We start from the raw sequence: 14,601 nt of genomic DNA on the forward strand, positions 1-14,601 counted from the left end.
TGGATCTTTTTGCTATATAGTTCGGAAATGCGATGACAAGATTAGTAATACCCCTTATAACACCTCTGAGATCAAAATTATACTTAAGCGATATTGATGCAACAATTAGCTTGTCATGATATAAGTTGTTTTTCAGTAATGGGTTTTATTTTGAAGGCCATGTCCGTTTGCCGGATATGTTTTTAAATTTAGAGATACCCAAGTCTGACCTGCTAACTATTGTATTTGGATACCTAGATTTTCATTTGCTAATCTCTAAATAATCTAAACCATTAGAGTTTCCGAATAAACACGTTCCACAATTTTAATTTTATGCAGTTCATTGCCAGGCGATGAATTCATATGCTTTTGCACGTCCTCATAAGCTTCTGAGTACGTTTGTCTCCATGTTCCATTCCAATGTGAATTTTTAGAGTAGCATACAGCTCTGTAATCTCTTTTCACTTCAGTGGTCTTTTCTTTAAATTCTTCAAATTTCATGATTTACAAAGTTTTAAATGTTATTGGGAAATTTAATTTTAAGCCTATAGAAGACCTGTCTCTGAACTGGTCGTCTTCATTTTTAGTTTTTTTGAAAATATCTTTCATGTTGTAATACAGTTCGATGTTAATCACATTTTGATCTTTTTCAATGTTTTTAAATCCTACCAGAACTCCCACGATATTGTCAAATTTTATTTTTTCTTCAAAGTTTGTATTAAGGCTGGGCTCAATATGGAAAGCAACCCCCTGATTAAGAGTTGGAAACCAATACAGGTTGGCATTTGCCTTAAGCAGGGACAGATTTCTTTTATATTCTCCAAGATAAACTGTTTTTGTCTCGATCAGACTTCGGGAGTTAGGCGAAGCAGAGATATCTTGCTTATCGTTCAGTGTTTTCTTAGTCAGGTCATCAAAATTATCATTAAGCAAATAGGAAGCTCCCACTGCAAAATAACAGGTGCCTCGCGAGTTGTCTTTCAGGTTGTATATATTGTAGGAAAGGCCGAATTCAAGCTGGTTAAAATTAATCTTCTTGATTTGATCCTCATATGCGGCAGTCTGGTTAAATAAATTAAAAGCCTTGTTGTTTAGTCTGCCATAAAATGAAAGCCAGTTTATATTGTACGAGTGAAGTCCCAGCTTTTCAAGCCTGGCCGTATTAAATTTTACCAGCTGGTCATCAAGATTTTTGCTCTGTCTGTCAATTTCAGCCTGATTAAGGCTTTTAGATTTGTCTTCTAAAATTGCAATATCATTAGTTAATATCTTGGTCTGTATTTCGATACTATCTTTTTTAATATCCCTTCGCTTGGGATCATCAATCAGATTTAAGTCTATTTTTGCCAGCCTGCCCAGCTTTTCTTGTTTCTGCTTAATTTCCAGGCCGGTTTTCTTTTTTGCTAAGGCTAATTCTTCTTTCGCTTTTCTTATCACAATTTTAAGGCTGTCTATAGAATATTCGTAGTTCATTCTCTTAGTTGCATCACTTTGAATTCCCTTTTCAAGATTTTTATACAGTCCTAGATTAAACTGGAGATTCAGCGTGATGTTTGAATTCACATCCTCGCCATTGACAAGAGGCACAAGTCCCTCCGTTACGCCTCCTTTCAAATTGATATTTAAGCTGGACTCATCCTTGATCTTAATGTTTCCTGCTAAACTTGCGATTTCATCCTTGGTGCTGAATGTTGCGTAGCTTCCAAAGTTGGTATTCTGACCAGTTAAGATTTTAGTAAATTCTCGATCTAACAATCTTTTGTAAAACTCAGGATCAACAGGTTTAACCTGCGCTCGGCAAATGTTAGACAATAGAGTAAAGAGCATAAACAGAGTAATTTTTTTCATGATAAGTTATTAAGAATTACTTTATAAAAGTAGAAAAAATAATAATGCACAATAAGTGTAAATTGTTATTTTTTAGTATGTTATTCCTTTTTTATCCAAATTATTGTTGATAGGAAAAAATTAAATTGTAAAGTATTAGAGAGTAAAGTTTATTTTGAGATTCTGTTGTATTTTAATATCAGGTTTAATATATTTGCATATATAAAAGTACATTGACTGATTGATATTAGATTCATTAAGAAAACAAAGGGCTGTAAAGTAAGTCATAATAAATGAGACCTATTCGGCTACCCTTTTTTAAAGTACGCTTGGAAACACTAATAAAATCAACGAATTAAGGAATAGGTAGGTAATCCTGCCACCCCGACAAAACCTTCTTGAAATTCAAGGAGGTTTTTTGTTTTTAGCTAAATTCATTATGTTTTACGTTTATATTTTATATTCAAAAGATACTGATAAATATTATATTGGCTATACTTCTTTGATGTTAGAAGAAAGATTACGTCGTCATTTAACATCACATAAAGGTTTTACAGGCAGAGCAAAAGATTGGCAAATTGTTTATTTTGAATCTTACGAGTTTAAGAAAGATGCTATCATTCGTGAGCAGGAGATAAAGAATTGGAAAAGTCGATTGAAAATCATTGAATTAATTTCATCGTAGTCCGTTTATCGCGTCCCGATTGGAAATCGGGAAGGCCGCAGGTTCGAATTTCCGTTTTCGGAATAAACTCTGCCACCCCGACAAAACCTTCTTGAAATTCAAGGAGGTTTTTTTATTTGTCTATGTTGGGATAATAAAAACTGATTGCATTAGTTGAGTATTCCAATAATAAAAACTTATTTTTGTGCAGTTCAAAAATTAAAATTAATTAAAATGTCTGATACAATAGAAAAAATAAAATGCCTTATTATCGGTTCTGGTCCTGCGGGTTATACTGCTGCTATTTATGCTGCCAGAGCTAATATGAATCCAGTATTATACCAAGGAATGCAACCGGGAGGTCAATTGACTACTACTAATGAAGTGGAGAATTTTCCGGGTTATGTTGATGGTGTTACCGGTCCTGAAATGATGATTCAGTTGCAGCAACAGGCGCAACGTTTTGGAGCTGATATTCGTGACGGATGGGCAACTAAAGTTGATTTCTCTGGAGACATTCATAAAGTATGGATTAATGATACGATTGAATTGCACTGTGAAACTGTAATCATTTCAACAGGAGCTTCTGCAAAATATTTAGGATTACCATCTGAGCAACATTATCTACAAATGGGAGGTGGGGTTTCTGCTTGTGCGGTTTGTGATGGATTTTTCTATAGAAATCAGGAAGTAGTAATTGTAGGAGCAGGAGATTCTGCTTGTGAAGAGGCGCACTATTTGTCTAAACTTTGTAAAAAAGTAACCATGTTGGTAAGAAGTGATAGGTTTAGAGCTTCTAAAATCATGGAAGAGCGTGTGCGTAAAACCGAAAATATCGAGATTTTAATGAATCACGATACCGTTGAAGTTATTGGTGACGGAAATGTTGTTGAGGCTATCAAAGCTAAAAACAAGACTACGGGAGAAGTTTTTGATATTCCGGCTACAGGTTTCTTTGTGGCTATTGGTCACAAACCGAATACCGATATTTTCAAAGATTATTTGACTTTAGACGAAACAGGTTATATTGTTAATACTCCGGGAACTTCTAAAACGAACGTAGAAGGTGTTTTTGTTGCCGGTGATGCTGCTGATCATGTTTATCGTCAGGCTATTACTGCTGCGGGTACAGGATGTATGGCGGCGTTAGATGCGGAGAGATATTTAGCTGCTAAGTAAGCTGAAAAATAAAATTGTTATTACTAAAAAAGGCTGTTTCGTGATTTGAAACAGCCTTTTTTGTTTGTTGTTTATAGCTTATTTTTTGGACAATTTAGCTTTGTCGATGAATTTATTCATTTCGATTTTTGCATCTCCATATAATTCGGTTTCCGATTTTTCAGTGGCAGAAATTACGATGTCCTTTTTCGCATTTACGCTGTTTTTACTTTGTCCTTCGGCGATTAATTCGATACTTTTTATTTCTAATTTACTGGCATCAAGCTCTGAATTATTTTCTAAACGAATCAAACTGTTATTGGCTTCTCCTTCAATTTTAGCCTTGGCTTTTTGATACATATCTAAAGCTAAATCGGTTGTTGTGACTAAGGATTTTAGTTCGGCTGATTTTGAAAGTTCCATTTTGGTGTTGCTGCTTTTTAGATTCAATTCAATTTTAGAATCTCCGTCAGCTTGTAAAGCGAAATTTTTCACATTGGCATTCATTAAAACTTTAGAATCGTCGAAAGTTTTTAAGGTGAAATTTTCACCAAGGACTTCCTGGATGGCACTTATAGCTGCATCATTTTTGGAAATTACAGTGTTTAATTCTGCTGTATAAGTAATTTTTACTTTGAGTGCTTTGCTTTTTACTACACGTTTGGAAGTTGAAATATGTAAGGTGTTGTCGGTCACGTCAATATCGATGATATCGATAAGGTTGTCGTCGGCTTCAATTTTAACCTCCGGAAATTCACCTCTTTCTAAGGAAGCTTCGATATTATCTTCAATTTCGATAGCACTGAAATTTTTGATGTTTCTTTGTTTGGAAGTCACAATTTTCGAACCGCTTATTTTGTCTTTTTTTTGCGCCAACAGTATTGTTGTAGATAAAAAAGCTACAAGTAGAATACTTATTTTTTTCATATTTAATTAATGTCTTTTAGGTTATTTACAAATATAAAGAAATCGCTTACTATATAAGTGAGCGATTTCTGTTTTTTTTAAGTATATTTTTCTTTATTTTTCTGAGATACTTGCTCCTGAACTTGCCGATTTTTCAATTTGTTTAGGGGTGTTGTCGTATTCAATTTTACTGCCGCTACTGGCATCGGCTTTTAGACTTACAATAGGATGAATGCTTGTTTTGGAACCACTTGAAGCTTCTGCTTTTATGGTATTTGCCAATAAATCTTCCGCTTCAATTTTACTCGCGCTGGAAGTATTGGTTTCCAAATGAAGGGCCAAGCCTTTTAGGTGAATTTTGCTGGCGCTACTGGCTTCGGCATTGATTTCATCAAATTCTAAGTTGGTGTCTATTTTAGCCGCACTCGAAGCTTTCAGGCTAATATAATTTCCTTTTAAAATTCCTCTGGATTCTATCGTTGAAGCTGAGCTGGCTTCCAGTTCTTCAATATTTGGGATTTTTACGATTACTTTTTTGGTAGAAGCTTCTTTGGTAAAATTGCTTTTGTATCCGAAAAAAGAAAAACTGGTTTTGCTGGAACTTCCTGAAACGTACAAAGTACCGTTTTTAACTTTGGTGTTAATTTCGTCATGAAAACCTTTGTTGGTAATGACTCTTACTTCAGGATTATCAGATTGTTCGATAATTAAAGTTATGGCATTGCTGACATTGATTTTGTTAAATGATTCGTCAAAATGTCGGGATTCATTGCTAATACTTCCGGAATATTTGACTGTTTCATTTTTCTCATAATGCATGCAGGAACCCATTGCCAAAGCAGTCAGGAAAAGCAAAAAGTAATTTTTAAACTGAAGCGTTTTCATGATTATTTGGTTTTAATTATGATTCCGTCTTTGTTTATTTTTAATTCTTTAATAGAAGTATTGTTGTTGATAACGGTGTCGGTTATCAGGTTTTGTTCTTCTGATTCTTCTGATTCGTTTTCTTCGTCAGGACAGTTAAGGCATTTGGCTTCAGTGTGTCCCACTTTGTATGCCGGTTCGTAAGCGTCATAATTTAAATCAAAGAAATCGTCGTCTGAACGGTCATAATCCTGTGCACTTTCTTCTACTTTAAAAATCGTTCCTTCGGTGAGGAATAGGCTGATTTCAACATGTTGGTTTCGAAATTTGTTTTTCAAATCGGTTAACAGATAATTATCAAAAATCAGTTGGTTTCCGATGATTTTATAGTTGTAACGAATGCGGTCGGCATTTTGTCTGGCTTCTGCAAAAGATTCTCCTTTGGCTTCTTTTTCGATTTGAATGTAGCTGTAATTTTCGTTTGACTTTTTGATTCGAAAACGTACTTCATTCGAATAAATAATATTGTTATTGGTGGAATCGGTGGTGATTTTAAATTCGGTACGGTCATAAATATCTTTGGAAAAATAATCATTGTGTTTGAATTTTATTACCAGAGTGTCTTGTAGCGGGACGTTCAGGGTTTCTTTTTGAACAACGCGCCCGTCCATTGCAAAGGCTGAAGCTTGCTTGATTCCTAAAGAAGTTGCCAGTGCAACGGCAATAATCCAGATAGCGAGCAGGGTATATTTTGCAATTGCGCCAATCGATTTTGAGTTGGGAGCTAATAATTTAAAGCCTAATAAGGTTAGGAAAAAGAACGGAATTCCAACCGCAAAAAACATTAGCAAACCGAAAACCCAAATAGGGTATTCGGTAAAGTTTCCGGTTTCTACAAAACTCTGCCAGGGAAAATCGATAAAGCTATTGGTCCCCAATGTGAATATTCCGATTAGCAGAATTGTTAAAGTTGCCAGACCGCCAATGATTAAAAGTACACCGATAAATTTGGCGATAATTCCTAATACGCTCAGGATGAAATTTCCAAGTGAGTTTCCCACGCGATTTGCACCTTTTTTGATTTGATTGCCATATTTGTCGTAATCGGCATTTTTAATTTTATCCGAAACAGATTCAAATTCTTCGCGAACTTTTTTTTCGATATTAGAAATATTTACGGGTTCGCCGGTCATTGCTATTTTTTCTGACGTGGTTCGGGCCTCTGGAGTTACAATCCAAAGAATGATATAAGCGATAAAACCTGTTCCAACTCCGGCAAATATTAGTAATACTAAGGCAATACGAATCCAAACCACATCAATACCAAAATAATGACTTAATCCGGCCGCCACACCACCAATCATTCCTTTATCGCTGTCACGATACAGTTTTTTGCTTCTGTAATTAGCGGAAGTATTTTGACTTTGATTTTCAAAAGCTTTAGGTTCGTCTTCAATAATGTAGTCTTCGGGTTGTCCCATGATGGCGATGATTTCGTCAACTTCTCTTAAACCTACTACATGTTTGTCGCTAATTTGTTTTTCATTCAATAATTCTGCAATACGGATTTCGATGTCTTTGATAATTTCGTCCTGACCGGATGAATTCTTTAAAGAACGTTTTATAGCATCAAAATAGCGCGAAAGTTTTTGGTATGCGTCTTCATCAATATGAAAAAACATTCCACCAAGATTTATGTTTACAGTTTTGTTCATGACTCTGTGTTTTGGTTTGTGATTAGATTTACAGCATTGGATAATTCGGTCCAGGTGCCGTTAAGTTCGTCTAAGAAAGTTTGACCGTCTTCGGTTAAACCATAATATTTTCGGGGTGGTCCCGAGGTGGATTCTTCCCAGCGATAGGTTAATAATCCGTCGTTTTTTAATCGTGTGAGCAAAGGATAAATCGTTCCTTCCACGACTAATAATTTTGCGTTTTTTAATGTTTCTAATATTTCGGAGGTATAGGCATCTTGTTTTTTTAAAACTGATAAGATGCAAAACTCGAGAACACCTTTACGCATCTGGGCTTTTGTGTTTTCAATGTTCATGATGTAAGGATGTTTACTTAATAAAGTTAATCGTTAAAGGATACTGATATTTTTCTCCGTTTGATGCATTTATTGCGGCAATGATAATTAGAAAAACTTCAATTATTTTAAAAATAAAAAAAATAACGATGCTAATAATGCCAATTGTTAATGCGATGTTGTTAGCCGCCCAATCGATATGGTTCAAAAAGAATTCGTGACGATTTATAATTTCAGGCAAATCCATGCTGCTGAAAATTGCCGTTGAAAAGGCTGGCACTGCAATTAAAATACAAATTAAGGAATAGACCAATAAACTAAGTTGAAAATTAATGATTTGTTTTCCATGAAAGTCTATTAGTTCGGACTTTTCTTTTTTACTACTCCAAATAATGATTGGAAAGATAAAATTTCCTAACGGAATAAGGTACTGAGATAGTGCGCTTAAATGGGTTAAGGCAGCTATGGTTTTGTCGTTTTTAGTTTCCATCTTTTTAGGTTCTAGTAATTTCTTATACAAATATATGGCTAAAAACAGGTATTATGTATTGCAAAGTACTTAAAATTAACAAAATATTAACTTTTTTAAATTTGTTTAGACAAGTAGAAAATTTTGTATTTTTAGTTTCAAATAAAGGGAAAAATGAAATTTACCGCAGCTCAACTTAATCGTTTTTTATTATTTAAATTGCCTTCGGCTTACATTTGTGGTGTTAGGGTGAAGGAAATAACAGTTGAAAAATGTGTGGTATCGGTAAAACACCGATGGATTAATCAAAATCCTTTTCGTTCCATGTATTTTGCAGTTCAGGCTATGGCGGCAGAGTTATCTACAGGAGCTTTGGTCATGTTGCATATTCAGCAAAGCAATCAAAATATAGCCATGTTAGTTGTAACGAATAAAAGTGTGTTTATGAAAAAAGCAACGGGCAGGATTACTTTTGTTTGTCAAAATACACATTTGATAGAAACAGCGATTCAAAAAACGATTGAAACCGGAGAAGGTCAAACTTTTTGGTTGAAATCTATTGGCGCGAATGAAAAAGGAGAACCCGTGTCGGAAATGGATTTTGAATGGACAATTAAGCGAAAATAAAAAAACACTTCCATAAAAAAATTATGAAAGTGTTTTTCGGGTTTAGGGTTTGGTTAATTTGCTATTTAATAATTATTTTTCGGCTAAAAGTTCCTTTATCCGTTTGTATTTGAACCAGATAAACAGCGGAACTCAGGTTTTTAATTGGAATTTGAATACTACTTTGTTTACCATCCGAAATTTTCCATTGGTTAATATTTTGTTTCAAAATATTGAATAAAGACACCGATTGGATGTTGACATCATTAAAGTAATTTTTAATATTCAACAGCTGATTTTCATTGGTGTAATAAACAATAATGCCGTTTTCTACCGGAGTTTCACTAATTGAAGTTGTTTGGTTTACAAATGTTACAGAAAAACGTTTGTTGTATTCCCCTGCTGGTAATGAAATGGTAAAATTGTCTTTTCGTAAATCGAAATATTTTTTAGAAACATTATCATAAAGATAAATGTCGAGCGAATTTGGAATGTTTTCCAAAGCGTCAATTTTGATAGTACTTTCTCCGTTGTCAGTGATTTTTATTCCCAAAGGAATAGTTTTGTCGCTGTTAAAATCAGGAATTCCCTGAATGATTAAAGGCTGATTTTCTAATTCCCAAAACATGTCATTTTCTTTAACGTCAATCATTCTGGCGTCGTAACCAAAATCAAATTGTTCGCTGGTATTAGGATCGGTTCCTACTAATATTTGACGGTGACTGCCAATAGGGGAATCAAATCCCAATCGGATTTTCATGCGCTTGTCAACTGTTTCTTTGGAAGCTATACTGTTTTTCTCATTGGTCACTTTCATAAAAATGGAGTTTCCGGATGCTTCTCTGACAAAGGCGCGCTGACTGTTTTGGAATATAAAAGTTCCGCCCTGAACATTGGCTCCTGAAGGCGCATCGATAAAAAATCCCTGACCCACCGGAATGTAACGTTGCGGGATTTTAGAACCTGTTGCTCCGTTATTTACATTTAGTGGATCATCGGCAACAGCAGCAACACCACCGGTTAACGTATAAGTGGCATAACCTCCTTCGTATTGAGCTAAAATATGATTATTAGACAACCCAAAGTGATCCCAGAAATAAATAGCTCCTCCAAAAGTGTTGGCTGTACCACGGCAACCGCTACAGTCTTTCATGTTGTCTTTGATAAATTCATCGGCATCCAAAGCACTCGGATAAGGATTTCCAATTAAATAGGTTTGGTCAAGAGCAATAAACTTGCTGATTGTTCCGGAATTAGGTTTTCCGGTGTAAATATAATTTTGGAATGCGTCTATTGGAGCAGAACCTCCTGAGCCTTTCATTGAAAAACCATCCGCAACATTAATAAGTCCGGTACTGGATTTATATTGCCATTGCCAGTAATTATCCCAATTCGAATTAGAATCCGGAGTTAAAGAACTGTAAGTCCAAATCCATCGGTTACTAATTTTAATCGGACTTGTCAGTGATCCATCGGCAAAATAAGGACCGTCACCAAAAGTGATGGTTTTAGGATTGGCTGAATCGGTTCCGTCTCTTAAAATAGTAGCCATCGAATAAGAAGAATTATTAGCGGCACCTCTGTTGCTTACCGGAGACGACCAATAGTTGTAATTGAAACTGTTTTGTTTCCCTTGTTGGTCTCTTTCTATGTAACCGGTACTGTTTTCTTCAAAAATACTTTCACTGAATTCTGTAGCATTATAACGTTTTTGAACCAATTGCGATTCGCCTACCAAATCCATTTTTCCGTCTAACTTCAGATAGTGAGTAATCCATAAACCATGTCCGGGATTCGTTTCGTTTTGTGTTCCGGAATTGGTGATAATTAATTCATTAGACATTACAACAAGTCCTAAAAGAATCAAATCCTGACTGTTTGCCGTAATTTTATGATTGGTTTTTACAATATTCCAATCAATTGGCTGATTGTTAATTCCAAGGCTGTTGGGAACATCCCAAACATCATAATTAGTCCAGGTGTTATCAGTATCCCAGGTTTGATTAGAAACTCTGGAAGTATAAGGAATTGGAGCGGTTTGTTGTTCGCTCGAATTGATGTTATGCAATCTTCCGCTAACGCCTTTGTAAGCTGTTAAATCTCCGCAATTCACATTCATACGATAATATCCGGCCAAGTCATTCCATAGTAAAGGATTGTCTTCAATTCCATTGCTGTCATTGTCAGTGCCGGAAATTCGTAACGGAATGACAACACCACCAACATCGCTTCCGGAGGCATCAATTTCCTGATTCATCATTTGTCTTATTTGTTCGACTCCTAAAGTTTTGTTCCAAATTTTCACTTCGTCCATCCAACCGTAAAAATAATTGACAGGAATAGTAGTCGAAACTTGATCCATTGCACCTAAAAGGGCTTCCGTTGTACTGTTGGTTGCGGCAGGAGCGGCTCCGTTTTTGGTCGCTAATTGTAATCCGTCCACATATAATTTATAAGTAGCTCCGTCAAAAGTAACTGCGAGATGATACCATCTGCCGGTATTAATGGAATAAGATCCGGTTGTAATAGAATTAGCCCCGGAAGCATTGTAGTAATTGAATTGTACCTGACCATTTACAATACTTAAGTCATAACCTTTAGTATTGTTTCCGGCGTCTTTTCTTGAAATTACAGTTCGTGTGCCATTCACGGCATTAGGTTTTACCCATGTTTCAATACTAAAATTACCTGTCAGATTGTAATTATCTTTAAAAGAAACATAATCGTTATTTCCATCAAAATCAACGGATTTACAATCAATGAATGTGATGCTTTTTTCATCAAAACAACCGTTAGTGAGCGTCCATCTTAATACATAAGTTCCCGGATCGGCCGTAAAAATTGCATCGGGGTCGGTTGTACTGGAAAAAGTTGCCGAGTTACCACAGGAAGTGCTGGTAGCGCTTATAATAGACCAACTTCCGGTAATTCCTGTACCCGGATAATCGGTGTCACCTGATGCGGTATCCGGTACGGTATATAAATTGGCTTTCCAGGCTCCTTTGTTGTAATTGGTTACCGCTGTTTTAGTATTGTCGTAGGCATTTAGTTGAATACTGTTTTCCCCACAATTACTGGCTAAAGGAGCATAGTCTTCTCCGGCATAAGCCAAACTGGTATTCACATTGATAAAATTGGTTCCGGCATCGTTATCGGTTCTACAACCATTTACTAAAGTTGTTACTCCGTACTCTCTAATTCCCGGTGTAACAGGAGTTACGGTTGCAGTGGTTCCTTTGGCAATTACATTACCATCTTCATCTGTCCATTCTAATTCATCATCAACCTGAGCAAAGGCAAAACCAACATCATCAATCGCCCAACCGCTGGCCAAGGTGTTTCCAATATTGCAACTAACGTTATCAGGATTCGGTATAGTAGAGCTGCTTACAGATCCGCAGCTTGTTGTACTTCCGTAAAATTTAAACATAACACGTAAACCGGAAAGACCTGCATATTGACCTAAGTTTAAAGTTGCCGGTAGTTTTCTAGGGTCTGTTCGACCGATACATTTATTTCCCGAACCTTTGGCTAGTTTAACCCCTGAAGTTGTTGTTCCTCCAGTTCTTGAATCGAAATCATAATTCTGGTTTGTGTTTAGTTTTACGGTATAAGTGTTTCCTGAATCAAAAGAAAGCCAGATTTCGCCATATCCTCCGTTACAGAAATAATAACTGGTATTGAAACTTAAAATAGCTTCACTAGAAGTCATCCCGATAGTGCTAAAAACTGGTGTTTCTAAAGAGGTATAGATGGTGTCATTTACTCGTATACCATGAGCTATAGCAAACTTAGTATTATCAGTGGTATCATAGTTTATTCCACTAAAGGTAGCATTGCTATTTGAATTGGTTTCTTTCCATGTTTTTTCAGAACCATTATCACCACTTGCAGGGAAATAGCCGTCTAAACCATCTACACGCCAACCATCTGGTTGGGCATAATTGAATTTACCTCCTTTACCAAATTGTCCGGCAGGTTGATCGTAAAAACTTTCGGCATTAATAGTTACCGAATCGCCTAAACAAATATCCAATGCCGAATGACTCACAATAATAGGAGGCTCATCTGGAGGTAAAAATCGAGCATAAGCTTCTGCAGATGTTTTTGTTATAGTTGTTATTTCACCGGTAACAGGATCAATTGCTTCTTCTGTGATTTTTAGTCGTACAAATGTATCGCTGGTTAATCCGGTTAAGGTGTATGTTAATAAACCGTCAGTATTTGGTATTGTGATCCAGGTTTCTCCATTGTCATTGGAGTATTCCCAAATCACAACATTTTCAGCTTGTAAGTTATAGGTTCCGATAGCCTGCAATGTAAATTTGATATCTTTAGGTGTTGTTATTCCACCCGGGCAGGCAGTAACTTCAACAAGCGCACTTGGTGCTTGCGGATTATCAGGAACCGGATTTACTATCACTCCGGTTAAATAGGTATTAAGATTTTTTGGTGGTTCTACTGTAACGGTTGCTGTACAGCTGCTGGTGTTGTTATTTACATCGGTAACAGTTAAAGTAGTTGTGGCGGTGTAAATGTTTGGAGAATCATTAAATTGACTTGGTGAAACACTCATGGAAGCAATTCCGCAGGCATCATTTGAACCATTATCAATATCTGAAGCTTTAATAGTGGCAACACGGGTAATTGCATCGACTACCACCACAAAGTTTTTACAGATTACAGTTGGAGGAGTGTTATCAACAACGGTAATTACTGCATTACAACTGCTGCTGTTTCCTCCGTTATCATAAACAGTAAATACAACATTATTTGCTCCAATATTACTGCAGGTGAAGGCATTTGGAGTAACAGTCATATTGGCTATTCCGCAATTGTCAGAAGAACCATTATTAAGATCAGAAGCAGCCACATTTATGGTTCCATTGGAGCTTAAATAAGCGGTATAGTTTTTACAAACCGCCGTTGGAGGAATATTGTCGGTTGCATTGATCTTAAACGTACAGCTACTTGTTCTGTTCGCATCGTCTGTAGCGGTTAAAGTTACAGTAGTTTGTGCAGCAGAGATAAGCGTTCCGGGGGCTGGACTTTGCGTAATAGTTATGTTGTTGTCGCAATTATCTGAGGAGGTCGCTAATGAAGTATAATCCTGTAAGCTATATTGGCAATTATTGTTGAAAAATACGTTCTGATCTCCTGGGCAGCTTATAACTGGATTTTCATCGTCTATTACAGTGATAATTTGGTCACAGGAAGCTGTTAAACCGGCGTTGTCAGTTACAGTCCAATTGATAGTGGTGTTTCCGGTAGGAAATTGATAAGTGTTAGTATTAATAATAATACCTGAAACTCTGGCAATGACAGAAGAAATGCCACAGTTGTCACTGGTTATTGGAGTACCAACATTTACTGTAGTGGTACAATCACCTGTTCCGTCAGCACTTGTGTTAACTGTTTTGTTAGCGGAACAGTTTATTGTAGGAGGTATGTTATCGGTAACTCTAACTATTTGATTAGCAGTAGCCGTATTTCCTGAAGTATCGGTTACAGTCCAAACAACTGTTGTGTTACCTAATGGATAGGTTGTTGATGGATGGTTATTTGTTACCGAAGCAACGGCGCAATTGTCTGAAGTAATTGGTAAACCCAAACTAACTCCGGTCGCTGTACATGCTGTATTTGTAGTGGTATTTATAGTTGGAGGGGCTGTTATAGTTGGTTTGATATTGTCAATTACGGTTATTGTTTTTGAACCCGTAGTGGTATTTCCTGCAGCATCGGTTACAGTGTAATCAATAGTGGTGATTCCTTTGTTAAAAGTATACGTTCCAACTTGACCATTAGTAGGTGTATTGGTAGTTGCTCCACTAAGTGTATAAGAAATAGTTGCACCAGAACAATTATCTGAGAAAACAGCATTAGTTACTATTACCGAAGCAGTACAAACTCCGGCAGAGGTATTAGCACTTTGATTAATTCCAGTATTCAGCACTGGATTGGTAGTATCTTTAGCAGTAAGCACCACTATTTTCGAATCTTTATTTCCGGCGGCATCAGTAGCTGTTACGGTTACATTGATAGTTCCGTCGTGAACGGCAGCCTGAGAGGTTCCTGCAGCCGGACTTTGCGAAATCGTTA

11 protein-coding genes are annotated in these 14,601 nt (G+C 36.3%); 3 read left to right on the top strand and 8 right to left on the bottom strand.

Annotated features, from left to right (window positions below; translation table 11 throughout):
• Positions 1–264: 264 nt before the first annotated feature.
• Both B6A10_RS06430 and B6A10_RS06435 read right to left on the bottom strand, forming a co-directional pair.
• On the bottom strand, positions 265–480 hold the full coding sequence (locus tag B6A10_RS06430) for a hypothetical protein (protein ID WP_188220200.1): 216 nt from the start codon (positions 478–480) through the stop codon (positions 265–267).
• 3 nt (positions 481–483) lie between these two features.
• The gene (locus tag B6A10_RS06435; RefSeq protein ID WP_188220201.1) at positions 484–1,827 is read right to left on the bottom strand and encodes a hypothetical protein; all 1,344 of its coding nucleotides are present in this window, start codon (positions 1,825–1,827) and stop codon (positions 484–486) included.
• A gap of 418 nt (positions 1,828–2,245) precedes the next feature.
• Here B6A10_RS06435 and B6A10_RS06440 point away from each other — a divergent pair, with 418 nt between their 5' ends.
• Together B6A10_RS06440 and trxB are read left to right on the top strand one after the other, a co-directional pair.
• A complete protein-coding gene (locus tag B6A10_RS06440; RefSeq protein ID WP_055090865.1) occupies positions 2,246–2,491 on the top strand; it encodes a GIY-YIG nuclease family protein in 246 nt (81 codons plus the stop codon).
• 213 nt (positions 2,492–2,704) lie between these two features.
• Positions 2,705–3,649, top strand: coding sequence for a thioredoxin-disulfide reductase (gene trxB, locus B6A10_RS06445; RefSeq protein WP_188220202.1), 945 nt, complete (start codon positions 2,705–2,707; stop codon positions 3,647–3,649).
• Positions 3,650–3,727: 78 nt separating this feature from the next.
• On the opposite strand, the gene B6A10_RS06450 is transcribed toward trxB, so the two are convergent.
• From B6A10_RS06450 to B6A10_RS06470, 5 genes are all read right to left on the bottom strand, one after another.
• Complete coding sequence (locus tag B6A10_RS06450; RefSeq protein ID WP_188220203.1) at positions 3,728–4,555, bottom strand: GIN domain-containing protein; 828 nt, start codon at positions 4,553–4,555, stop codon at positions 3,728–3,730.
• 93 nt (positions 4,556–4,648) lie between these two features.
• The gene (locus B6A10_RS06455) at positions 4,649–5,419 is read right to left on the bottom strand and encodes a head GIN domain-containing protein (protein ID WP_188220204.1); all 771 of its coding nucleotides are present in this window, start codon (positions 5,417–5,419) and stop codon (positions 4,649–4,651) included.
• A 2-nt stretch (positions 5,420–5,421) separates the two neighbouring features.
• Positions 5,422–7,113 (bottom strand): PspC domain-containing protein, encoded by a 1,692-nt coding sequence (locus B6A10_RS06460; RefSeq protein ID WP_188220205.1) that lies wholly within the window; start codon positions 7,111–7,113, stop codon positions 5,422–5,424.
• On the bottom strand, positions 7,110–7,448 hold the full coding sequence (locus B6A10_RS06465) for a PadR family transcriptional regulator (RefSeq protein WP_055090800.1): 339 nt from the start codon (positions 7,446–7,448) through the stop codon (positions 7,110–7,112). Before B6A10_RS06465 ends, B6A10_RS06460 begins: the two co-directional genes overlap by 4 nt.
• Positions 7,449–7,461: 13 nt before the next feature.
• Positions 7,462–7,917: a DUF4870 domain-containing protein gene (locus tag B6A10_RS06470; RefSeq protein WP_188220206.1), complete on the bottom strand. Its 456-nt coding sequence runs from the start codon at positions 7,915–7,917 to the stop codon at positions 7,462–7,464.
• Positions 7,918–8,070: 153 nt separating this feature from the next.
• On the opposite strand from B6A10_RS06470, the gene B6A10_RS06475 reads away from it, so the two are divergent.
• Entirely contained in the window at positions 8,071–8,523 is a 453-nt protein-coding gene (locus tag B6A10_RS06475; RefSeq protein WP_188220207.1) for a DUF4442 domain-containing protein, read from the top strand.
• Positions 8,524–8,584: 61 nt separating this feature from the next.
• On the opposite strand, the gene B6A10_RS06480 is transcribed toward B6A10_RS06475, so the two are convergent.
• A partial coding sequence (locus B6A10_RS06480) for a LamG-like jellyroll fold domain-containing protein (protein ID WP_188220208.1) occupies positions 8,585–14,601 on the bottom strand: 6,017 nt, incomplete at its 5' end.

The organism is Flavobacterium pokkalii (assembly GCF_014596575.1).
In the GTDB taxonomy this organism is placed as follows: Bacteria; Bacteroidota; Bacteroidia; order Flavobacteriales; family Flavobacteriaceae; genus Flavobacterium; species Flavobacterium pokkalii.